The sequence below is a fragment of the Rothia halotolerans genome (assembly GCF_004136635.1).
In the GTDB taxonomy this organism is placed as follows: Bacteria; Actinomycetota; Actinomycetes; order Actinomycetales; family Micrococcaceae; genus Rothia; species Rothia halotolerans.
The window spans coordinates 805,811-827,141 of record NZ_NOIU01000002.1 but is presented as its reverse complement, the minus strand read 5'-3'; the positions used below and the strand labels follow the sequence as shown (position 1 = coordinate 827,141).

The window sequence follows — 21,331 nt, the reverse complement described above, 5'->3', positions numbered from 1 at the left end:
AGAACCCTACTACCCGGCGTCGGGCTCCAGGCCCGGCCTCACCCCTGTCCCGGCGGGCCGCCCCGGAGGGACGCGCCGCGGGGCCGTGTGGCAAGCTGGAAGGGTGAACGACTCCCTCATCCTCATCCTCTTCATCGCCCTGGGCGTGATCGTGCTGGGCGGCCTCGCCTTCGTGCTGCTGCGCGGCCCCCGGCCCCCCAAGGGCAAGTACCCCGGGACCCGGGACGCCGACGACGTCCAGGCCCCTCCCGAGCCCGCGGGGACGGCCGAGGCGCCGGCCCCGCCGCGCCCCGAGCGGCCCGCCCCCGTGGCCGGGCGTCTGGTGCGCCTGCGCGCCCGGCTCTCGCGCTCGAACTCGATGCTCGGCAAGGGCCTGCTCGCGCTGCTCTCCCGCGAGAGGATCGACCAGGACGTCTGGGACGAGATCGAGGAGACGCTGCTCATGGCGGACCTCGGAGCGGGGCCCTCGCAGCGGCTGGTCGAGAGCCTGCAGACCCGCGTGCGCGTCGAGGGCACCGAGGACCCGGTGCACGTCAAGCAGATGCTCCGCGAGGAGCTGATCCGCCTGGTGGACCCGCAGATGGACCGCGAGCTCGCACTGGACGGCGCGGGGGAGGACCCCGGCGTCGTGCTGGTGGTCGGCGTCAACGGCGTCGGCAAGACCACCACCGTGGGCAAGCTCGCCCGGGTCATGGTGGCCGAGGAGAAGACGCTGATCCTGGGGGCCGCGGATACCTTCCGCGCCGCCGCCGCGGACCAGCTCCAGACCTGGGGAAACCGGGTCGGGGTGCGGACCGTGCGCTCCGAGCAGGAGGGCGCTGACCCGGCCTCGGTGGCCTACGAGGCCGCCGCCGCGGCCAAGGAGGAGGGCGCGGACACGGTGATGATCGACACCGCCGGCCGGCTGCAGAACAAGGCCGGGCTGATGGACCAGCTCGGCAAGGTCAAGCGGGTCACCGAGAAGGTCGCCCCCGTGACCGAGGTGCTGCTGGTCATCGACGCGACCACGGGGCAGAACGGCATGGTCCAGGCCAAGGTCTTCGCCGAGGTCGTGGACATCACCGGCATCGTGCTGACCAAGCTGGACGGGACCGCCAAGGGCGGCATCGTCGTCGCGATCCAGGACGAGCTGGGCGTGCCGGTCAAGCTCGTGGGCCTCGGGGAGGGGCCGGACGACCTCGCGCCCTTCGACCCCGAGGGCTTCGTGGACGCGCTGCTCGACTGAGGGCCGCACGTCCCGGCCCGGGACGCGACCTCCCGCACCAGATCGAACCCCGAAGAGGAGGGGCCCGCCGGATCCGGCGGGCCCCTCCCGCGTCACACTCCCGAAACACCCGCCCAGAAGCGTTACCGCCCTGAAACGCAACCGGGCCGCCCCGCGAAACACCCGCGCCGGAGGATGGACGGCAAGACCCGGCGCCTGGCGACGTCGGGCCGTCCGAGCCTTCGGGCGCAGCACTCGTGGAAGGGAGACGGCCGTGGAAACAATCACCGCTCAGGAGGTGTGGACGGTCGTGGCCGCAGCGCTCGTCCTGCTCATGACCCCGGGCCTGGCCTTCTTCTACGGGGGCATGACCCGGGCCAAGACGGCGCTGAACATGATGATGATGAGCTTCGTCTCCATCGGGTTCGTCGCCGTGGTCTGGGCCCTGTGGGGCTCCTCGATGGCCACCGCGCCCGGCGCGATCCCCGGTGTCGTCGGCAACCCCTTCGCGGACATGGCGCTGGTGAACTCCAACGGCACCCCGGACATGCTGGGCATCGGCTTCTCCGCGACCTTCGCGATCATCACCGTGGCCCTGATCTCCGGCTCGATCGCCGACCGCGCCAAGTTCGGCGCCTGGTGCCTCTTCGTCCCCGTCTGGGTCACCCTGGTCTACGCGCCCCTGGCCTTCATGGTCTGGGCCGACGGCGGTCTGTTCACCGAGGACGGCGCCATCGGCTCGGTGCTCGGCGAGGCCATCGACTTCGCCGGCGGCCTGGTGGTCCACATCAACGCCGGCGTCGCCGCCCTGGTGCTGTGCCTGATCCTCGGCGTCCGCCGCGGCTTCGGCAAGGACCCGGAGCACCGCCCGCACAACCTGCCCTTCGTGATGCTCGGCGCGGCCCTGCTGTGGTTCGGCTGGTTCGGCTTCAACGTCGGCGCCGCCGCCGACGGCGCGCAGGCCGGCCTGATCTGGGTCAACACCCTGGTCAGCCCCGCCGCGGCGATGCTCGGCTGGCTGCTGGTCGAGCGGCTGCGCAACGGCCACGCCACGAGCCTCGGCGCAGCGTCGGGCATCGTGGCCGGCCTGGTCGCCATCACCCCGGCCTGCGCCAACGTGGACCCCGGCTGGGCGATCGTGCTCGGCGCGGTCTCCGGCGCCGCCTCGGCGCTGGCCGTGGGGCTGAAGTACCGCTGGGGGTACGACGACTCGCTCGACGTCGTCGGCGTCCACCTGGTCTCCGGCGTGATCGGCACCGTGGCGCTGGGCTTCATCGCGACCGGCAGCACCGGCACCCCGGGCCTGTTCTACGGCGGCGGCTTCGGCCTGCTGCTGACCCAGTCGGTGGCGACCGTCGTCTCGGTGGCCTTCACCGCGGTGATGACGCTGATCATCGGGTTCGCGATCCACAAGACCATCGGCTTCCGGGTCTCCGAGAGCGAGGAGGACCGCGGCATCGACATGACGGCCCACGCAGAGTCGGCCTACCTCTTCGCCGCGGACGACGCCGGCCAGCTGCACCTGCTGCGCCCCACCGCCTCGGGCGGGCTCAGCGACCAGAGGATCTCCGTGGAGGAGGCGAGCGTCCCGGACGCCTCGCCGGAGCAGGTCCGGGAGGAGGCGGGCGCCCGCGCCCCCGCCCACCGAGCCTGATCCGCCCGTCCCGTCCACAGCACCGGTGCCCCCGTTCAGTCCGAGCGGGGGCACCGGTGCTACTCTTGTAAGTCGACCGCTTCCCGCAGGCGCATCCCGCCGGCGGGGCACGCCCCGAGAATCTCAGCAGCGAAAGTAGACCACGGCACGTGTTCAATTCCCTTTCTGATCGCCTAGCATCGACCTTCAAGAACCTCCGCGGCAAGGGCCGTCTCTCCGAGGCAGACGTCGACGCCACCGTGCGCGAGATCCGCCGTGCCCTGCTCGACGCCGACGTCGCGGTCCCGGTGGTCCGCGAGTTCGTCGCCGCGGTCAAGGAGCGCGCCCTCGGGGCCGAGGTCTCCGAGGCGCTCAACCCGGCCCAGCAGGTCGTCAAGATCGTCAACGAGGAGCTGCAGGGCATCCTCGGCGGCGAGACCCGCCGCATCGCCATGGCCAAGACCGGTCCGACCATCATCATGCTCGCCGGCCTCCAGGGCGCCGGCAAGACCACGCTGGCGGGCAAGCTGGGCAGCTGGCTCGCCGGCCAGGGCCACAAGCCGCTGCTCGTGGCCTCCGACCTCCAGCGGCCCAACGCCGTGAACCAGCTGCAGGTCGTCGGCGAGCGTGCGGGCGTCCCCGTCTTCGCCCCGCACCCCGGTACCACCAGCGAGTTCGACGACCCGACCGGCGACCCGGTGCAGGTGGCCCGCGACGGCGTGGCCACGGCGCGCGCCAAGCTGCACGACGTCGTCATCGTGGACACCGCCGGACGCCTCGGCGTGGACCAGGAGCTGATGAAGCAGGCGCGGGACATCCGCGACGCGATCGTGCCGCAGGAGGTCCTCTTCGTCATCGACGCGATGATCGGCCAGGACGCGGTCAACACCGCGCTGGCCTTCAACGAGGGCGTGGACTTCACCGGCGTCGTGCTCTCCAAGCTCGACGGCGACGCCCGCGGCGGCGCGGCCCTCTCGGTCGCCTCGGTGACCGGCAAGCCCATCATGTTCGCCTCCACCGGCGAGGGCGTGAAGGACTTCGAGCAGTTCCACCCGGACCGGATGGCCAAGCGCATCCTGGACATGGGCGACGTCCTGACCCTGATCGAGCAGGCCGAGGCCAGCTGGGACAAGGCCGAGGCCGACCGGATGGCGCAGAAGTTCGCCGACCAGGAGGACTTCACCTTCGAGGACTTCCTCGCCCAGATGCAGCAGATCCGCAAGATGGGATCGATGAAGAAGCTGCTGGCCATGATGCCCAACGCCGCCCAGATGCGGCAGCAGCTGGAGAACTTCGACGACCGCGAGATCGACCGGGTCGAGGCGATCGTCCGCTCCATGACGCCGCATGAACGCGTGGCGCCGAAGATCATCAACGGCTCCCGCCGGGCGCGCATCGCCCGCGGCTCCGGCGTGACCGTCTCCGAGGTCAACCAGCTCATGGAGCGCTTCGGCCAGGCGCAGAAGATGATGAAGCGCATGGCCCAGGGCAAGGGCATGCCCAACATGCCCGGGATGGGCGGCGGCATGCCCGGGATGCCGGGCGCCGGCGGCCACGGCGGCAAGAAGGGCAAGGGCGCCAAGGGCAAGGCCGGCAAGAAGGCCCGCTCCGGCAACCCGGCCAAGCGCGAGGCGCAGCTGAAGGGCGGCGGCCAGAAGGTCGCCCAGCAGGGCTCCTCCTTCGGCCAGCAGGGTCAGCAGTTCGACCAGGACGCCATGAACCTGCCCAAGGGCTTTGAGAAATTCCTGGGGGAAAAGTAAACCTGTACATATGGCTCATACCTATCTCTCCCCCGAGGACTTCCGAGCATTCGTCGCGTCGCTGCCGCGCCGCCGGATGGCCGCCGGCGCCCTGATCACCGACGAGCACGGCGGCATCCTGGTGGCCAAGCCCAACTACAAGGACGGCTGGACCCTGCCGGGCGGCACGGTCGAGGCCGGCGAGGCCCCGCAGGAGGGCTGCTTCCGCGAGGTCCTGGAGGAGGTCGGGCTCGAGCTCGCCCCGGGCCGCCTGCTGCTCATCTTCCACGGCCTGAGCATGGGGGAGTGGGGCGACTCGGCCTACTACGTCTACGACGGCGGGACCATCCCCTCCGACGCCCCGATCATCCTGCAGGAGGAGGAGCTGCTCGAGTACCGCTTCGTCGCCCCGGCGGAGCTGGACGACTACCTCGGCCCGGGCTTCGCGGACCGGCTGCGCCAGGCGCTCTCGGTCCGCGGGGGCGAGGCGGTCATCGAGCTCAGCTCCCACCGCTGGAACTGAGCGCGGCCGCCCCAGCTAGAAGACCCGAACCACCCGACCAGCGAGGAAGTGACGTGACGCCCGAGGACCACACCACGGACCGGCGGATGCCCTCCGGCATCGCCTGGCAGTGGGTTCCCGTGCGCCTGGACCTGCACCAGCGGCTGACGGAGTCCGCCGAGGGAGAGGTCACGGCGGCCGGACAGGACCCGGCGGCCGAGCGGGAGCACATCCTGCGGCTGCTCCGGGAGGAGTCGGTGCCCGCGCTGTACAGCTCGGGGGACCAGAACCTCCAGCTCATGCTGCCGGTCCACGTCCAGGGCGAGCTGACCCTGGTGGCCCGCGCGAGCCTCGACGGCCAGCTGAGCCTGGGTAGTGAGCTCAACGACGTCATGGAGGCCATCCTGGCCTACCCGGGCCTGGAGTACGCCTCGTGGCAGACCGGTCCCGGCGTCCCGGAAAACCCCACCGCGGTCGCGACGATCGAGGCGGACCGGGCCCGGCTGGCGCGCTGGCTCTCCCGCGCCGACTTCTCCGGCCAGATCGAGGTGGCCGACGCCGGCTCCGGCTGGACCCTGGTCAGCGCCGAGACGTACCCCGCCCTGCTCGAGGTGGTCGACGCCGCGGCCGCCCGCGCCGTCGTCCTGGACACCGACGGCGAGCACCGGGCGGTGACCTACTGCCCCGCCGAGGGCGAGCCCGTCTCCCTGGAGTGGGGCCCGACCCGCGACGCCGTGAGCTCCTATCCCGCCGACTCCCCGGCCGACGTGCTGCAGGCACAGGTCGGCGGCCAGTCCCCGAGCAGGCTGCGCGACGCCGCCCGGGTGGCCGGCGTCGCCGCGCTCACGGACGCCTTCGGGCTCGACGCCGTCGGCTCCCGCCGCCTGGAGCGCTACGCCCGGGACGCGAGCGGCCGCTACGCCCCGGAGTCGGCGCTGCAGCTGCTCGGCGTGCCGGACATCGCGGCGAAGGTCATCGACGGCCGGAAGCTCTTCGCGGACCAGCCCGGCCACGAGCGCCTGGCCTTCGCCCCGCGGGGCCCGGGCGCGGCCGGCGAGGCCCTGCCCACCGTGCGCGAGGCCGCCGGGCGGGCCCTCGACGCCGCCCGCAGGAACCCCTGGACGGTCGTGGCGGCCGCGGGGCTCGGCGTCGGCGCGTGGATCGCGCGCCGGAAGAGGTAGGGGTGGGCGCCCGGGGCGCGCTGCCGCGGCTGCGCGCGCTGTGGGAGGAGGAGGCCGGCAGCGGCTGGAAGCGGCCCCTGCCCACGGCCCGGCAGCAGCGCATCGACCTGCTGATCGCCGCCGTCCTGGCCGCCGCCGCGCTCCTCACCGTCGTCCTCATGCACAGCCTCGGCTCCTACGATGACGAGCCGCCCGGCTTCCTGGACTACGCGGCCGCGGCGGCCATGCCCGCCTGCCTCGCGGTGCGCCGCCGGCGCCCGCTGGTCACCCTCGCGGTGACGAGCCTCGCCTTCGCCCTGCTGACCTACGTCTCGCCCGAGGCGACGGTGACGGTGGTGTATCAGGGCAGCTACTTCGCGGCCATCTACACCGCCGCCGCGTGGTCCCGCAACCGGACCGCGCTCGTGGTCCTGAGCGCCCTGGTGGTGGTCGGCATGTTCGGCTGGATCTTCCTGACCTGGGTGTTCACCGAGAACCTCTCCCAGCTGCTCGGGCCGGTCCTGGAGAGCAACCCCGGCCCGCTCAGCGCGGCGAGCGCCTACTTCCTCTACAGCCTCGGGCTCAACCTCGCCTACTTCGGCGGCGCGCTCGCCTTCGGTGCGGTCACCTGGCGCTCGACCCTGCGCCGGCACCGGCTCCTGGAGCAGAAGCGCACCATCGAGGACCAGTCGCGGCGGCTCGCGCGCCAGGCGGTGGTCGAGGAGCGGCTGCGGCTCGCGCGGGACCTGCACGACTCCGTGGGGCATCACTTCACCGGCGTCGGGCTCCTGGCGGGCGGGGTGCGGCGGGTGATCGCCGCGGCCGAGGCCTCGGGCGGGCGCTTGGAGCTGGACGAGGCCAGGGCGGGCCGGGTGCGGGACTCGCTCGCGGACGTCGAGGGCAGCACGCGGGAGGGGATCGCGGCCCTGCAGTCCCTGCTGGGGGTGCTGCGCCGCGCTGGGGACGACGAGGATCCCGCCGCGGAGACCGGGCTCGAGCCCCGGCTGGCGGATCTCGACGACCTCATCGCGGGCATGGAGCGGCTGGGCGTGACGGTCGAGCGGGTGGACGCCGCCGGCTTCGGCGAGGAGTGGGAGCGGACCTGCTCGGAGATGCCCCCGCCCGCGCAGGCGGCCTTCTACCGGATGGCCCAGGAGGCGCTGACCAACGTGGCCAAGCACTCCAGCGCCACGGCCTGCCGCCTGGCCGTCCGCCACCTCGAGGACCCGCGCGTGCTCGAGGCGGAGATCACCGACTCGGGCCGCGCCACGGCCGTGCACCCCGCCGACGCCGTGCACAGCACCGGCACCGGCCTGACCGGCCTGCGGGAGCGGGCCGCGGCCTTCGGCGGCTACGCCCTGGCCGGCCCCCGCGTGCCCGGTCCCGGCTGGACCACCCGCTTCGGCCTGCCGCTGGCCGGCTCATCGAAAGGCAGCTCATGACCGCCCCCATCCGCGTCTACCTCGTCGACGACCAGCAGCTGGTCCGCTCCGGCTTCTCCCTGGTGCTCTCCACCGAGCCCGGGATCGAGGTGGTGGGGCAGGCGGCGAACGCCCGCGCGGCGCTGGCCGGGCTGCGGGAGGCCGCGGCCGACGTCGTGCTCATGGACATCCAGATGCCCGGCATGTCCGGCATCGAGGCGACGCGGATCGCGGTCGCCGAGGGGCTGGGGAAGGTGATCATCCTGACCACCTTCGACCGTCACGACTACCTCTTCGGGGCGCTGCAGGCCGGGGCGAGCGGCTTCCTGCTCAAGACGGCCAGCGCGGAGGACCTCGTGGCGGCCATCGAGGCGGTGGCGGGCGGCCACGCGCTGCTCAGCCCGGAGATGACGCTGCCCGTCATCCAGCGGATCACCCAGGCCCGCGCGGCGGAGGCGGCGGCCGGGGCGGAAGCCGCCGGCGCGCAGAGCCCCGCCGGCCCCATCGGAGGGCGGGGGCACGACGACGCCCCGGCGGCACCCGGGCAGGGCGCCCGTCGCGAGCTGTCCGAGGAGGACGCCGCGGCCCTCGAGGCCCTCTCGGAGAGGGAGCGCGAGGTGCTGGCCCACATCGCCCGCGGCCGCTCCAACCAGGAGATCGCCGCTGACCTGTTCCTCGGCCAGGCCACCGTGAAGACCCACGTCTCCCACATCTTCGCCAAGACCCTCAGCCGGGACCGGGTGCAGGCGGTGCTCTTCGCCCACCGCGCCGGGCTGGTCGACCTGCCGTAGGACCCGGCGGGGAGGGGAGCGGAGCAGGTTCACCCCCTGGGCTGATCCCCGGCCCCGCGCGCCTCACTAGGCTGATCGTCACGACGGTCGGTGCACGGCACCGGCTCTACGACGAGGCCTCAGGAGGCAGCAGTGGAACAGGGCACCGCGACGCGCGGCGCGCACGAGACCAGGGACGGCACGTCCCCCGACGCAGGACTTAGCGTGCGGGGGCTCGGCAGGGACTTCGGGGACCGCACGGTGGTGGAGGACCTGTCCTTCCGCCTGCGCCCCGGCGTCATGACGGGCTTCCTCGGCTCCAACGGGGCCGGCAAGACCACCTCGATGCGGATGATCATGGGGGTCCTGGAGCCCAGCCGAGGCGAGGTGCTGTGGAACGGCGCGCCGATCACCGGCGCGGACCGGGCGCGCTTCGGCTACATGCCCGAGGAGCGCGGCCTCTACCCGAAGCAGAAGGTCCTGGACCAGCTGGTCTACCTGGGCCGTCTGCGCGGGCTGGACACCGCGACCGCCCGGGAGAAGGCCCGGGAGCTGCTGGAGCGGTTCGGGTTGGGGGAGCGGACCGGGGACAAGCTCGAGTCGCTCTCGCTGGGCAACCAGCAGCGCGTCCAGATCGCCGCCGCGCTGGTGCACGAGCCCGAGTGCCTGGTGCTGGACGAGCCGTTCTCCGGGCTGGACCCGGTCGCCGTCGACTCGATGGTCGCGCTGCTGGGCACCTTCCTGCGCCGTGGCGTCTCCATCCTGTTCTCGAGCCACCAGCTGGACCTGGTCGAGCGGCTCTGCGAGGACGTCGTCATCCTGGAGGAGGGCCGCCTGGCCGTCGCCGGGACGGCGCAGGAGCTCCGCGACGCCGGCCCGCTGCGCTACCGCCTCGACTCCACGCAGGACGCCGGCTGGGTCCGGGGCGTCCGCGGCGTCGAGGTCGTCGACGTGGACGGCCCGACGGCGCTCGTGGACCTCCCCCGCGAGGGGGAGACCGCCGCCATCCGCCGGAACCTCATGGCCGAGGGGCTCGAGCGCGGCATGACCGAGTTCGCCCGCGTCCAGCCGAGCCTGGCCGAGATCTACCGGGAGGTCACCCGATGAACCAGCACAGCACCGCAGAGCGCCCGGACGCCGCAGAGCGTCCCGCCCCCGCGCCGGCCCGAGGCGCCTGGCGCACCGTGGCGGCCCGCGAGATCGTGGTCCGGGCCACCGACAAGACCTTCATCGTCACCTCGCTCATCACGGTCCTCATCATCGTGGGAGGCGCCGCCTTCATGTCCTTCATGAACGGCCGCGACTCCACCGACACGGTGGCCGTGACCGGCGCCCTCGCCCAGGAGAGGGTGGAGGCAGCCTCCGAGCTGTCATCCGGCGCGGACGGCCCCGCCCTGGAGACGGCGGAGGCCTCCGACGCCGACGCCGCCCGCGAGATGGTCTCCGAGGGCGACGCCGACCTGGCCCTCCTCCAGGGCGACGACGGGTGGGTCCTGATCACCGAGGACGGAACCACCGGCACCGCGGGCGACTACCTCGTCCAGGCGGTCTCCTCCGCGGCGCAGGCGGAGAACGCGGCGCAGCTGGGGGTGGACCTCCAGGAGCTGAACCGCGGCACCGACGTCACCGTCGAGGGCGTGGAGAGCTCCTCGGACAGCGCCCAGGCGCGCATCCTGGGGCTGGTCTTCGCCTTCGTCTTCTACATGGCCGCGATCACCTTCGGCATGGCCATCGCGGCCTCGATCCTGGAGGAGAAGCAGAACCGGGTGGTCGAGATCATCGCGACCTCGATCCCGGTGGGGCAGCTGCTGACGGGCAAGCTGGTCGCCAACATGGTCCTCGCCTTCTCCCAGCTGATCGTCTACGCGGCCGTAGGCCTCACCGCGGCGACCTTCCTGGACCTCGGGATCAACATCGGCTGGATCCTCGGCAGCACGGGCTGGTTCATCGGCTTCTTCGTGGTCGGCTTCGCGATCCTCGCCGCGATCTGGGCGGTGGTCGGGGCGATGGCCGACCGCACGGAGGACCTCAACGCCAGCACCGGCCCGGTGATCTTCCTGCTGGTCGCGGTGCTGCTGGGCGGCACGGCGGCCTCGGGGACCCTGCAGGCGGTGCTGTCCTACCTCCCCGTGTTCTCCTCGGTCATCATGCCCATGCGGCTGGTGGAGGGGACGGCCTCGTGGTGGCAGGGGCTGATCGCCGCGGCGATCGCCCTGGTCACGGTCGTGCTGGTGATGATCTGGTGCGGGCGCCTCTACCGCCGGGCGGTGATGCGCACCGGCCAGGCCTTCACGTGGGCCCAGGTGCTGCGCCGGAAGGTGTGAGGCGCGGTCCGGAGCGGTTCACCCCGGCCCGGTTCGCCCCGGCCCGGGCGCGCCCGGGCCGGCCCCGCGCCCTAAGCGCTGCACTCCGCTGATGTCCGCCGCGCTGATGTCCGCCGCGCTGATGTCCGTCGCGCCCCGCACCCTTGCCGGGGAGCGGGGCGCGGCGTCGTCGTGCGTGGCCCGCGGCACACTGCGCCGGCTCCGGCCCCTGTGTATACTTGACAGGTACTCGATGCGCGCGGCCCCTCTCACCGCGCGTCCATTGCGTCCCTTCCGGATCCTCCTCACCGCGGCCCGCCCCACGGTCTGCACCGAGCGAGCGGTCCACTGTGTATAGATACAGGAGTCCACACCAGTGGCAGTTAAGATTCGTCTCAAGCGTCTCGGCAAGATCCGCGATCCCCGGTACCGCGTCGTCGTCGCCGACTCCCGCACCAAGCGGGACGGTCGCGCGATCGAGGAGATCGGCGTCTACCAGCCGACCGAGAACCCCTCGTTCGTCAAGATCGACTCCGAGCGCGCCCAGTACTGGCTCTCCGTCGGCGCGCAGCCGACCGAGCAGGTGCTCGCGCTGCTGAAGCTCACCGGCGACTGGGCCAAGTTCAAGGGCGAGGGCGACGCCGAGTCGACCGTCAAGCCCGTCGAGCGCAAGCCCGAGTTCGTGACGCCCGAGAAGGGCTCCGTGATCGTGGAGGCCATCACCCCCAAGGGTGAGGAGAAGGCCGCCGAGGCTTCGGCGGAGAACGCCGAGTAGCATGCTCGCCGAAGCGCTGGAGCACCTCGTCCGGGGGATCGTTGATCACCCTGACGACGTGAGCGTCCGCTCGCGGAGCGGCCGCCGCGGCCAGACCCTCGAGGTCCGGGTCCACCCGGACGACCTCGGGCGCGTCATCGGCCGGGGCGGGCGCACCGCCACCTCGGTGCGCACCGTGATCGGCGCGCTCGCCGAGGGCGAGCAGGTCCGGGTCGACGTCGTCGACACCGACCGCCAGCGCTGACCTCGGCGCCCCGGCGCTTCCTGACGAGCGTTCTCGCTCCCACGGGCCCGTTCCCGCCGCACGGCGGGGGCGGGCCCGTATCCTTAACCATCCGCATCCGCCGGGCCGTCCTTCGGCCCCGAAGCTCCAGGAGACCGCAGTGCAGGTACAGGTCGCCCGCATCGGCAAGCCCCACGGCATCCGTGGGGAAGTCACCGTCCAGCTGTTCACCGACGAGCCCGAGGAGCGGTTCGCGGCGGGCGCTGCGCTCGGCGTCGAGCCCGCCACCCCGCTCGCGCCCCGCGGCGTCCTCACGGTCGCCGGCTCCCGCTGGAACAAGTCCATCCTGGTGGTGCGCTTCGCCGAGCTGTCCTCGCGCAACGACGCCGAGGCGCTGCGCAACCACCGCCTCTCGGTGGAGAGCGAGGACACCGAGGCGGAGGAGGGGTTCTACGAGCACGAGCTCGTCGGGCTCGAGGTCTACGCCGTCGAGGACCCGGAGCAGGCGGAGCTGGGGGAGCCGGTCGGCAGGGTCGCCGCCCTGCAGACCGGCGCCGCGCAGGACCTGCTGCACCTTGAGCTCGCCGACGGCGCGCCCGCGCTGATCCCCTTCGTCGAGGAGATCGTCCCCGAGGTGGACCTGGAGGAGGGTCGCGTGGTGATCTGCCCGCCTCCGGGGCTCCTGGGCCTGCAGAAGGACGAGGAGGAAGGCTCCTCGGAAGGCGAGGAGGGCGGCTCCGAGGCCGCGTCGGACCGCGGTGACCGCGCGTGACCCCCCGCTACGACGTCGTCTCGATCTTCCCCGAGTACCTGGCCCCGCTGGAGCTCTCGCTCATCGGCAAGGCCCGCCGGGCCGGGCTGCTGGAGCTGACGATCCAGGACCTGCGCGAGTTCGCGACCGACCGCCACCGCACCGTGGACGACACGCCCTACGGCGGCGGCGCCGGCATGGTCATGAAGCCCGAGCCGTGGGCCCAGGCCCTCGAGCGGACCCTGGCCGGGGCCCCGGGGCACGAGCCGGACGAGCAGGCCCCCTCGGCCGGGGAGGTCCCGTGGGCCGAAGAGGCTCCACAGGCCTCCGAGGAGAAGGACCGCAGGCCCCTCCTGGTGGTCCCTTCGCCCGCCGGCCGCGTCTTCACCCAGCGCACCGCCGAGTCCTTCGCCCGGGAGGAGCACATCGTCTTCGCCTGCGGGCGGTACGAGGGCATCGACGAGCGCGTGCTGGACTGGGCCGCGGAGCGCTTCAGGGTGCTCCCGGTCAGCCTGGGCGACTACGTCCTCAACGGAGGAGAGGTCGCCGTGATGGCGATGGTCGAGGCGACGGCGCGCCTGATCCCCGGCGTGATCGGCAATCCCGAGTCCCTGGTCGAGGAGTCCCACGCGGCGGGGCTGCTCGAGTACCCCGTCTACACCAAGCCCGGCGTCTGGCGCGAGCGGTGCGTGCCCGAGGTCCTGCTCTCGGGCAACCACGCCCGGATCGCGCGGGAGCGCCGGGACTGGCAGCTCGAGCGGACGGCGCGGCGTCGTCCCGACCTGATCGAGGCGCTGCCGGAGGAGGCCCTGGACCGGCGGGACCGCGAGGTGCTCGACACCCTGCGCGACGCTGGCGGCCCCGGGGACGATGTGGCAGAATAATACGCTGGGCCTTGTCCGGGCACGCCCCTGCCGCAGGGGGAAGAGCGACCACACGGACACGGCGCCGGCGCATCGACGATGCGCCGGGAACCCCTTCAGCCTGTCGGGGGCACCGGTCAGCGGACCGGGAGCCGCCGTCGTACCAATCGGTGGATGGCCTGCGGCGTCGACCGAGGAGAAATGAAAGTCATGCAGACTCTCGATTTCATCGACAACAAGTCGCTGCGCACGGACGTCCCGGAGTTCGGCGCGGGCGACACCCTCAACGTGCACGTCAACATCGTCGAGGGCAACCGCTCGCGTGTGCAGGTCTTCAAGGGCTTCGTGATGGGCCGCCAGGGCGCCGGCGTCCGCGAGACCTTCACCGTCCGCAAGGTCTCCTTCGGCGTGGGCGTGGAGCGCACCTTCCCGGTGCACTCCCCGATCATCGACAAGATCGAGGTCGTTGCCCGCGGCGACGTCCGCCGCGCGAAGCTCTACTACATGCGCGACCGTCACGGCAAGGCTGCTCGCATCCGCGAGAAGCGCGTGCCCGCCAAGTAAACACGCGGCATGGCAGAAGCATCGCGGGCCGCCGAGGCGTCTCCGCGCACCGAGCGCCGGTCCTCCCTCGCGGGGGGCCGGCGCTTGGTCGTGGTGGCCCTCCTGCTCGCCGTCCTCATCGCGGTCCTGGTCCGCTCGCTGGTCCTGGAGGTCTTCTACATCCCCTCCGGCTCGATGGAGCCGACCCTGATGCCCGGCGACCGCCTGGCGGTGTGGCGGCTCGGGGAGGAGGAGCCGCAGCGGGGCGAGATCGTGGTCTTCGACGGCAAGGGATCCCTCGCGCCCTACGAGTCGGGGAAGGGCGTGCTGGCGGAGGCCGCCGGCGTCGCGGGCGCCTGGCTGGGGGTCGCCCCGCGCGACGACGTCTTCGTCAAGCGCGTGATCGGCGTCGCCGGGGACCGGGTCTCCTGCTGCGAGGCCGACGGGCGCCTGAGCGTCAACGGCGAGCCGGTGGATGAGCCGTACGTGATGCCAGGGGACGCGCCCTCGGAGGTCTCCTTCGACGTCGTCGTGCCGGAGGGGCGGATGTGGGTCCAGGGGGACCACCGCTCCGCCTCGTACGACTCCCGGGAGCTGCTCGGCGCCCCGGGCGGCGGCATGATCCGCTCCGACGCGATCATCGGACGGCCCGTGGCGGTGCTCTGGCCCCTGGACCGCATGGGCAGCGTGGGGGACTAGTTCGTCAGCCCGGGGGTCTAGACTGGTCCCCGGGTCCAGGCCCCGTGCCCCGGACCCCGAGGACCCGACCCCCCGGCGGGCAGGTCCGGCTGCCGCGGCGTCCTCGCCGAGCGGACCGGATCCCCGGCCGCGCGGACGCGAGCCCCGACCACCCGTCGAGCCCCAGACCAACCGTGGAGGACCACCCGATGGCACGAGCAGACCAGCACTCCGAGGAGTCCCCGGCGCGCCCCGAGCCGGCCGGCCTGTGGCCCAAGGTCAAAGAGGTCCTGCTGATCGTCCTCTACGCGCTGATCATCGCCTTCCTCGTGAAGACCTTCCTCTTCCGGGGCTTCTACATCCCCTCCGGATCGATGGAGAACACCCTGCAGCTCAACGACAGGATCTTCGTCAACGTCGCCGGCAGCTACTTCTCCGACCCGGAGCGCGGGGACATCATCGTCTTCGAGGACACCCAGGACTGGGTGCCCCAGGGCGAGACCTCGACCAACCCGATCCGCTCGGCCCTCTCCTTCGTCGGCGTGATGCCCGACGCCTCGCAGAACTACCTCATCAAGCGCGTCATCGGCGAGGGCGGGGACACCGTCACCTGCACCGCCCCGGACGCGAAGGTCCAGGTCAACGGGCAGGAACTCGACGAGTCCCCGTACCTGTTCCCCGGCGCCGAGGCCTGCGGCATGCCCTTCGAGGTGACCGTCCCGGACGGCGAGTACTTCGTCATGGGCGACCACCGCAACGCCTCGGCGGACTCCCGCTACCACATCGAGCAGGGCACCGAGTTCGTCAGCCAGGACGACGTCGTGGGCAACGCCTCGGTGATCGCCTGGCCGATCAGCCGGTGGGAGGTCCTCGACGACCACGCCGAGGTCTTCTCCGACATCCCGGCGGCCTCCGAGCAGAGCGGATCCTGATGCCCGCTGCCGCCGACCTCGCGGTCGAGGCCGAGCTCTTCGCCGCCGGCGCGCGCTGCGTGGTGGGGATGGACGAGGTGGGCCGCGGCTCCCTCGCCGGCCCCGTCACCGTGGGCGCCGCCGCGGTGCTGCCCGGCACCGTGGCCGAGGTCGCCGGGCTCACGGACAGCAAGGCGCTCACGGCGGCCCGACGCCGGGTCATGGAGCCGCTGATCCGGGCGTGGGTCCCGGTGCGCACCGGCTCGGCATCGCCCGCGGAGATCGACGCGCTGGGCATGACCCTGGCGCTGCGCCTGGCGGGCCGGCGCGCCCTGGCCCGGCTGGCCCGGGAGGACGACGTCGTGCCCTCCGCCGTGCTGCTGGACGGCAGCCACGACTGGCTCAGCGCCCCGCCCGCGGACCTGCTGAGCCTGGCCGCCGAGACCGAGGACCCGCTGGCCGGCCGCGAGGGCGGCGAGCCATGGGAGGGGCCGGTCCGCACCGAGGTCAAGGCGGACTTCCGGTGCGCCAGCGTGGCGGCCGCGAGCGTGGTGGCCAAGGTGGAGCGGGACCGGGAGATGGAGCGCCTGGCCGAGCGGCACCCCGCCTACGGCTGGGCCGCGAACAAGGGCTACGGCTCGGCGGCGCACCGGCGGGCCGTGCAGGAGGCCGGCCCGACGCCGGAGCACCGGCTCAGCTGGTCCCTGGGGGCGACGCCGGAGCGCGTCGAGGCCGCCCGGGCGCTGCGCTGCGCGTAGGGGACGGTCCGGGCTCGATATCGCCCGCTGCGTCAGCACCGGCTTGCCGTGGCCCGGCCCGCCACCCTGAGGACGCCTTCCCCTCGCCCCTTCTGCGCGGCCCTGACTGGCATGTGGACTCGACTGCGAGGGGCGCAGCCCCGTTCGCTACAGTGATGTGGTTCGCAGTGCAGCGGACGACGCCGTGAAGTGATTCGGAGGGTGCAGACACGATGAGCGTGGAAGTCGTCACGATCCTGGTGCTGGCGGTGATGTTCCTCATCGGGACGATCCGCAACGTCAACATGGGGCTGCTGGGGCTCGTCGCGGCCTTCCTCGTCGGGCTCTTCGCCGTCGGGATGGACCTGGAGGACGTCTTCGCAGGCTTCCCGCTGGACCTCATGTTCGCGCTGATGGGCCTCACCTTCATGTTCGGCTTCGCGCAGCAGAACGGCACCATCGACCTGGTGCTCTCCTGGAGCCTGCGGGCCGTGCGGGGCACGGTCGCGCTGGCCCCGTGGATCTTCTTCGCCCTGACCGGGGTGCTGATGGGGATCGGGGCGATCTTCGCGATCGGCGTCGTCGCCCCGCTCGCCGTCCCCTTCGCCAGGAAGTACCGGATCAACCAGCTCATGATGGGCATGATGGTGGTCCACGGCGGGATGGCGGGGATGCTCTCGCCGCTGAGCGTCTACGGCATCTACGTGAACAACTTCCTGATCGGCCAGGGGCTGGGCGCGAGCCCGTGGTCCCTATTCCTGTGCGCGCTGGTGTTCAATATCGTCATCGGGGCGGTCGTCTACCTCGCCATGGGCGGGCGCTCGCTGATCGGGCGGCGGGTGACCGATGCGGGGGAGGCCTCGCTCGCGTTGGCGGGGGCGGGCGGCGCCGCGGCCGAGGGGTCCGAGGGTGCGGCCGCCGTCCGGTCTCCCGAGGGCGCCTCCGCGAGCCGGGGCTCCGGCGGCGCGAGCCCGGCGGGGGAGAGCGCGCGGCCAGGCGAGGACCTCGGGGACGAGGGGCCGGCCGGGGGGTCCGCGACGGGGAACGGGGCGTCGTCCGAGGCTTCGCCGGTGACGGCGGCGGTGACCTCGGGAGCGCGCGTCACCCCGTACCAGCTGCTGACGCTGGCCGGGCTCGCGGTGCTGGTCGTGGGCGCGGGCGGCTTCGGCGTCGACATCGGCGTGCTGTCCATCATCATCGGGACCGTGCTGGCGGTGGTCAAGCCGGCCGAGGCCAGGAAGTCGATGGTCAACATCTCGTGGGGGACGGTGGTACTGGTCGGCGGCGTCGTCACCTACATCAACGTCCTGGAGACGGCAGGGACCGTGGACTTCGTCTCGGGCGGGGTGGTCTCCATCGGCTCGGCCATGCTGGGGGCGCTGTTGCTGTGCTACATGGCCGGGATCGTCTCCGCGCTGGCGTCCTCGATCGCGACCATCGGCGTCGGGCTCTCGATCGCCGCGCCGCTGCTGCAGACCGGCGAGCTCCCGGCCGTCGGGTTCGCCGCGGCCATCGCGATCGCCTCCACCGTGGTGGACGTCAGCCCCTTCTCCACCAACGGCGCCATGGTGCTGGCCAACGTCGACGCCTCCGAGCGGGACCGGTACTTCAAGCAGATGCTGATCTACTCCGGCGTCATCGTGGTGGCGGGACCGGCGCTGGCCTGGCTGTTCGTCCTGCTGCCGTTCTGAGGCGGGCGGGGCGGCGCTCGGTGAGATTCGGTGCGGCCGCTCATGTCGTGCGGACCATCGGCCTCGTCGGCGGCCCCACCCGCGTCGAGCACCTGGCCTGGAGTGGCTTCAACCCCCGCCCGGCCGCGCTCGCCTTCCTCGAGCTGCTCGAGGCGCGGTGGTAGGGGCCGCCGCACAGGCCCCGCCAGATGCGCCGTCGCCGGCGTGGAGACCCCTAACCTGGTGACTGTCCGCGATCCCGACCCCTGAGAGGGAGCATCCGCCATGTCAGTCCGTCACATCCGCCGGGGCGCCGCCCTGGCGCTCATCGCACTGCCGTTCCTCGCCGCCTGCGGCTCCGGGGAGGACGCACCGTCGTCGAGCGCGAGCGCGTCCTCCCCGGAATCCTCGGCCGGGACGGACCCATCAGCCGGCGCGTCCTCCTCGGCCGGTGCGGGCTCCACCGCGGGTGCGGCCTCCCCGGCGGGCGCGGACTCCTCGAGCGGCCTGGAGTCCCTCGAGGCCGAGTTCGACGCCCGCATCGGCGTGAGCGCCCTCGACACGGGCAGCGGCGACGTCGTCGAGCACCGGGCCGACGAGCGCTTCGGATACGCCTCCTCGCTCAAGGTCCTCGCCGCCGCGGAGCTGCTCCAGCAGGTCCCGGCCGATCAGCGCGAGGAGCGGGTCACCTGGACGCAGGAGGACGTCGATGCAGCCGGCCACTCGCCGGTCACCTCCGAGCACCTCGACGAGGGGCTCACCTACCCGGAGCTCGCCGAGGCGGCCGTCCGGCAGAGCGACAACACCGCCATGAACCTGATGCTCGCCAGGATCGGCGGTCCCGCCGGGCTGGACGCGGCCCTGGAGGAGCTGGGCGATACGACCACCGAGGTCGTGAACGAGGAGCCAGCCCTCAACGCCGTGGAGCCCGGCGGGACGGACGACACGACGTCGCCCTCGGCCTTCACCGCCGACCTCGACGCGCTGTTCGACCCCGAGCGCACCCCGCAGGTCCTCGATCCGGCGGACCGGGAGACCCTGATCGACTGGATGAGCGGGAACCCGACCGGCGACACCCTGATCCGCGCCGGCGCCCCCGAGGACTGGGCGGTGGCGGAGAAGTCCGGCGGCGCTGGCGGGATCAGGAACGACGTCGCGATCGTCACCCCGCCGGACCGCGCGCCGATCGTCATCACCGTGCTGACGCAGCGCAATGACCCCGAGGCGGAGTACGACGACGCCCTCGTCGCCCGCGCCGCGGAGGCCGTGCTGGGGGAGTTCGAGTGAGCCGCGCCGCCCCGTAGCCGGCGGTCAGCTAGCCGGCGGTCAGCGGCCGTAGTGATAACGGCAGGCGGCGATGAGGATCTGGCCGTCCCCCATCTTGTAGACGAGACGATGCTCCCCGGTGATGCGCCGCGACCAGTACCCGGCGAAGTCATGCCTGAGCGGCTCCGGCTTCCCGAGGCCCTCGTTCCCGTTGCGCACCACATCTTCGACAAGCAGGTTGATCCGTTTCAGGATCTTGCGATCCTGGGACTGCCACCACAGGTAGTCCTCCCACGCCGCTCGGTCCCAGACCAGGCGCATCGTCAGTCGGGGTCGACGAGGTCGTGGGGCTCTCCCGCGCCCGCCTCCAGCCGCTCCATGGCCTCCAGCAGGCGTCGGGCGTTGGCGGGGGAGCGCATGAGGTGCGCGGTCTCGCGCATGGACTCGAACTCGTCCAGCGACATGATGACCACCGACTCATGCCCGGCCCGGGTGATCACCACTTCTTCACGGTCGTTGACCACCGAATCGAGGACCTCCGCGTAGCGGGCCCGCGATTCCGTGTAGCTCATCGTCTTCACGAGACCTCCTCTTCCTGTACAGAGAATTGTACGTCAGCTCGGAGAGCGGAAGAAGGGGTGAATCTGCCGGTTTCGTGACGAGGGCACGCCTCAGAATGGGCGGGAGCGGTGCACCGGCCTCGATGGGCCGTCTCCGGGCGGAGCTGGCGAGTCCAGCGGCTGGCGCGATCAGTGCAGATTCGACCCCTTGACATTTGTTGTGAGCGGTCTCACTATGGAACCTATAAGTTCCCGAACCGAAAGGTTCCATAAAATGCCCGTCGATCAGCTCTCCCGCACCTTCGCCGCCCTCGCCGACCCCACCCGGCGCGCGATCCTCTCCTGTCTGCGCGAGCGGGGGGAGGCATCCGTGGCGGAGCTGGCCGAGCCCTTCGAGCTGACCCCGCGGGCGATCTCCAAGCACGTCGGCGTGCTGGAGTCCGCCGGGCTGGTCTCGCGCGGCAGGGACGCGCAGCGTCGTCCCAGCCGTCTGCGCGTGGAGCCGCTGATCGATCTCGACGCGTGGCTGGGCGACTACAGGGCCGTATGGGAGCACCGCTTCGTCGCACTGGAAGCCGACCTCGGGTCGGACCAACCCTGAGGAGCCGTCATGAACACCTCCGAGAACACCGGCCGGCAGGGCGAGCAGGGGCTCGTCATCGAGATCGAGCGCGAGTTCGCCGCCTCCCGGGAGCGGGTCTTCCGCCGGTGGACCGACGCCGAGGCCCTGGCGCGCTGGTTCGCCCCTCCCGGCTACGTCACCCTCCGCTCCGCGGCAGACCCCCGCCCCGGCGGCGCGTGGCGGCTGGACTTCCGCTCGGACAGCGGCGAGCACGAGTACTCCGAGCAGGGCCTCTACCGGGAGGTCGAGCCGTGGGACCGCCTGGTGCTCACCCTCACCCAGGTCGACGGAGCGGCCGCCAACCCCCTGACGGTGGTGACGGTGCTGCTCGAGGAGGTCGGCGACGCGGAGGCGCCGCGGACCCGGATGCGCTTCACGCAGTCCGGATACGACTCCCGGCGGCTCCGCGAGGACAACGAGCAGGGCTGGCGGGGCTGCCTCACGGCCCTCGCGCGGGACCTCGAGGCATCCGAGGAGAGCGCAGAGCCCGGCGGGCCCGCAGCATCCGGCGAGAGCGAACCATCCGGCGACGAGGCCGGGCGCCCGGATCCCGCCGAGGCCGAGCGGGAGCTGCGCGAGCTGTTCGAGGCGTGGTTCGAGGCATCCGAGCGCAAGGACGTGGACGCCCAGATGGAGCCGATCGCCGAGGGCATCGTCTCCTACGAGCACGAGGCGCCCCAGGAGCGCCGAGGGATCGACGCCGTCCGCGCGGTCTGCGCGGCGGGGATGGAGTACCAGACGGGCGAGTTTCGCTGGGACATCCCCGACCTGCAGATCCGGGTCATCGGGGACACCGCCGTGACGTGGGGGCTGAACCGGATGCGCAACGTGGCCCCGGACGGCACGGTCCGTGAGGACTGGTCCCGGGGCACCCGGGTCTTCGAGCGGCGTGGAGGACGCTGGCGGATGATCCACCAGCACGTCTCCTTCCCCGTCGACGCAGAGGGGCGGGCCGTCACCGAGCGCTGAGGGACGGGCCGTCACCGAGCGCTGAGCGCGG

The 21,331-nt window shown here is 72.4% G+C and carries 22 protein-coding genes and 1 pseudogene; 21 read left to right on the top strand and 2 right to left on the bottom strand.

Going from position 1 to position 21,331, the window contains the following annotated elements; translation table 11 throughout:
• Positions 1-103 precede the first annotated feature (103 nt).
• The 19 genes and pseudogenes from ftsY to bla all read left to right on the top strand — a co-directional run bounded on the left by ftsY (position 104) and on the right by bla (position 19,170).
• Positions 104-1,225, top strand: a complete 1,122-nt coding sequence (ftsY, locus tag EWV39_RS08860; protein ID WP_129658734.1) for a signal recognition particle-docking protein FtsY — start codon at positions 104-106, stop codon at positions 1,223-1,225.
• Positions 1,226-1,538: 313 nt separating this feature from the next.
• Complete coding sequence (locus EWV39_RS08855) at positions 1,539-2,858, top strand: ammonium transporter (protein WP_129659259.1); 1,320 nt, start codon at positions 1,539-1,541, stop codon at positions 2,856-2,858.
• Between the two features lie 149 nt (positions 2,859-3,007).
• Positions 3,008-4,597 (top strand): signal recognition particle protein, encoded by a 1,590-nt coding sequence (gene ffh, locus EWV39_RS08850; RefSeq protein ID WP_129658732.1) that lies wholly within the window; start codon positions 3,008-3,010, stop codon positions 4,595-4,597.
• Between the two features lie 10 nt (positions 4,598-4,607).
• Positions 4,608-5,099, top strand: coding sequence for an NUDIX domain-containing protein (locus EWV39_RS08845; protein WP_129658730.1), 492 nt, complete (start codon positions 4,608-4,610; stop codon positions 5,097-5,099).
• A 53-nt stretch (positions 5,100-5,152) separates the two neighbouring features.
• Positions 5,153-6,259 (top strand): hypothetical protein, encoded by a 1,107-nt coding sequence (locus tag EWV39_RS08840; protein WP_129658728.1) that lies wholly within the window; start codon positions 5,153-5,155, stop codon positions 6,257-6,259.
• Between the two features lie 2 nt (positions 6,260-6,261).
• The gene (locus EWV39_RS08835; protein WP_129658726.1) at positions 6,262-7,680 is read left to right on the top strand and encodes a sensor histidine kinase; all 1,419 of its coding nucleotides are present in this window, start codon (positions 6,262-6,264) and stop codon (positions 7,678-7,680) included.
• A complete protein-coding gene (locus EWV39_RS08830) occupies positions 7,677-8,450 on the top strand; it encodes a response regulator transcription factor (RefSeq protein WP_129658724.1) in 774 nt (257 codons plus the stop codon). Before EWV39_RS08835 ends, EWV39_RS08830 begins: the two co-directional genes overlap by 4 nt.
• Positions 8,451-8,582: 132 nt before the next feature.
• Positions 8,583-9,536: an ABC transporter ATP-binding protein gene (locus tag EWV39_RS08825; RefSeq protein WP_129658722.1), complete on the top strand. Its 954-nt coding sequence runs from the start codon at positions 8,583-8,585 to the stop codon at positions 9,534-9,536.
• Positions 9,533-10,753 carry an ABC transporter permease gene (locus EWV39_RS08820; RefSeq protein WP_129658720.1) on the top strand — a complete coding sequence of 407 codons (1,221 nt, stop codon included), beginning with the start codon at positions 9,533-9,535 and terminating at the stop codon, positions 10,751-10,753. Before EWV39_RS08825 ends, EWV39_RS08820 begins: the two co-directional genes overlap by 4 nt.
• Positions 10,754-11,108: 355 nt before the next feature.
• Positions 11,109-11,507 carry a 30S ribosomal protein S16 gene (rpsP, locus tag EWV39_RS08815; RefSeq protein ID WP_129658718.1) on the top strand — a complete coding sequence of 133 codons (399 nt, stop codon included), beginning with the start codon at positions 11,109-11,111 and terminating at the stop codon, positions 11,505-11,507.
• Position 11,508: 1 nt separating this feature from the next.
• Positions 11,509-11,682: pseudogene (locus tag EWV39_RS08810) on the top strand (KH domain-containing protein); the annotation flags it as partial.
• Between the two features lie 208 nt (positions 11,683-11,890).
• Positions 11,891-12,502, top strand: a complete 612-nt coding sequence (gene rimM / locus EWV39_RS08805) for a ribosome maturation factor RimM (RefSeq protein ID WP_129658714.1) — start codon at positions 11,891-11,893, stop codon at positions 12,500-12,502.
• The gene (gene trmD, locus EWV39_RS08800) at positions 12,499-13,365 is read left to right on the top strand and encodes a tRNA (guanosine(37)-N1)-methyltransferase TrmD (RefSeq protein ID WP_129658712.1); all 867 of its coding nucleotides are present in this window, start codon (positions 12,499-12,501) and stop codon (positions 13,363-13,365) included. Before rimM ends, trmD begins: the two co-directional genes overlap by 4 nt.
• 189 nt (positions 13,366-13,554) lie before the next feature.
• Positions 13,555-13,908 (top strand): 50S ribosomal protein L19, encoded by a 354-nt coding sequence (gene rplS, locus EWV39_RS08795; RefSeq protein WP_129658710.1) that lies wholly within the window; start codon positions 13,555-13,557, stop codon positions 13,906-13,908.
• Positions 13,909-13,917: 9 nt separating this feature from the next.
• Positions 13,918-14,586, top strand: coding sequence for a signal peptidase I (gene lepB / locus EWV39_RS08790; RefSeq protein WP_129658708.1), 669 nt, complete (start codon positions 13,918-13,920; stop codon positions 14,584-14,586).
• 188 nt (positions 14,587-14,774) lie between these two features.
• Entirely contained in the window at positions 14,775-15,497 is a 723-nt protein-coding gene (lepB, locus tag EWV39_RS08785) for a signal peptidase I (protein WP_129658706.1), read from the top strand.
• Positions 15,497-16,234: a ribonuclease HII gene (locus tag EWV39_RS08780; RefSeq protein WP_129658704.1), complete on the top strand. Its 738-nt coding sequence runs from the start codon at positions 15,497-15,499 to the stop codon at positions 16,232-16,234. Before lepB (EWV39_RS08785) ends, EWV39_RS08780 begins: the two co-directional genes overlap by 1 nt.
• 212 nt (positions 16,235-16,446) lie before the next feature.
• Complete coding sequence (locus EWV39_RS08775) at positions 16,447-17,904, top strand: SLC13 family permease (protein ID WP_129658702.1); 1,458 nt, start codon at positions 16,447-16,449, stop codon at positions 17,902-17,904.
• 264 nt (positions 17,905-18,168) lie between these two features.
• Positions 18,169-19,170 (top strand): class A beta-lactamase, encoded by a 1,002-nt coding sequence (bla, locus tag EWV39_RS08770; protein WP_129658701.1) that lies wholly within the window; start codon positions 18,169-18,171, stop codon positions 19,168-19,170.
• A gap of 39 nt (positions 19,171-19,209) precedes the next feature.
• Here the strand turns inward: bla and EWV39_RS08765 are convergent, their stop codons facing one another.
• On the bottom strand, positions 19,210-19,470 hold the full coding sequence (locus EWV39_RS08765) for a Txe/YoeB family addiction module toxin (protein WP_129658699.1): 261 nt from the start codon (positions 19,468-19,470) through the stop codon (positions 19,210-19,212).
• A gap of 2 nt (positions 19,471-19,472) precedes the next feature.
• Positions 19,473-19,730: a type II toxin-antitoxin system Phd/YefM family antitoxin gene (locus EWV39_RS08760; protein ID WP_129658697.1), complete on the bottom strand. Its 258-nt coding sequence runs from the start codon at positions 19,728-19,730 to the stop codon at positions 19,473-19,475.
• Between the two features lie 253 nt (positions 19,731-19,983).
• Between EWV39_RS08760 and EWV39_RS08755 the strand changes: the two genes are divergently transcribed.
• Both EWV39_RS08755 and EWV39_RS14125 read left to right on the top strand, forming a co-directional pair.
• The gene (locus EWV39_RS08755; protein ID WP_129658695.1) at positions 19,984-20,310 is read left to right on the top strand and encodes an ArsR/SmtB family transcription factor; all 327 of its coding nucleotides are present in this window, start codon (positions 19,984-19,986) and stop codon (positions 20,308-20,310) included.
• 9 nt (positions 20,311-20,319) lie between these two features.
• A complete protein-coding gene (locus EWV39_RS14125; RefSeq protein WP_238148192.1) occupies positions 20,320-21,300 on the top strand; it encodes an SRPBCC domain-containing protein in 981 nt (326 codons plus the stop codon).
• Positions 21,301-21,331: the final 31 nt, after the last annotated feature.

What these genes read in the sequence shown, in the direction of transcription:
- EWV39_RS08855 (WP_129659259.1), top strand. Translation starts at nt 1,539, where the DNA reads ATGACCCCGGGCCTGGCCTTCTTCTACGGGGGCATGACCCGGGCCAAG.
- EWV39_RS08845 (WP_129658730.1), top strand. Translation starts at nt 4,608, where the DNA reads ATGGCTCATACCTATCTCTCCCCCGAGGACTTCCGAGCATTCGTCGCG.
- EWV39_RS08830 (WP_129658724.1), top strand. Translation starts at nt 7,677, where the DNA reads ATGACCGCCCCCATCCGCGTCTACCTCGTCGACGACCAGCAGCTGGTC.
- EWV39_RS08820 (WP_129658720.1), top strand. Translation starts at nt 9,533, where the DNA reads ATGAACCAGCACAGCACCGCAGAGCGCCCGGACGCCGCAGAGCGTCCC.
- rplS (WP_129658710.1), top strand. Translation starts at nt 13,555, where the DNA reads ATGCAGACTCTCGATTTCATCGACAACAAGTCGCTGCGCACGGACGTC.
- lepB (WP_129658708.1), top strand. Translation starts at nt 13,918, where the DNA reads ATGGCAGAAGCATCGCGGGCCGCCGAGGCGTCTCCGCGCACCGAGCGC.
- lepB (WP_129658706.1), top strand. Translation starts at nt 14,775, where the DNA reads ATGGCACGAGCAGACCAGCACTCCGAGGAGTCCCCGGCGCGCCCCGAG.
- EWV39_RS08780 (WP_129658704.1), top strand. Translation starts at nt 15,497, where the DNA reads ATGCCCGCTGCCGCCGACCTCGCGGTCGAGGCCGAGCTCTTCGCCGCC.
- EWV39_RS08775 (WP_129658702.1), top strand. Translation starts at nt 16,447, where the DNA reads ATGAGCGTGGAAGTCGTCACGATCCTGGTGCTGGCGGTGATGTTCCTC.
- bla (WP_129658701.1), top strand. Translation starts at nt 18,169, where the DNA reads ATGTCAGTCCGTCACATCCGCCGGGGCGCCGCCCTGGCGCTCATCGCA.
- EWV39_RS08765 (WP_129658699.1), bottom strand. Translation starts at nt 19,470, where the DNA reads ATGCGCCTGGTCTGGGACCGAGCGGCGTGGGAGGACTACCTGTGGTGG.
- EWV39_RS08755 (WP_129658695.1), top strand. Translation starts at nt 19,984, where the DNA reads ATGCCCGTCGATCAGCTCTCCCGCACCTTCGCCGCCCTCGCCGACCCC.
- EWV39_RS14125 (WP_238148192.1), top strand. Translation starts at nt 20,320, where the DNA reads ATGAACACCTCCGAGAACACCGGCCGGCAGGGCGAGCAGGGGCTCGTC.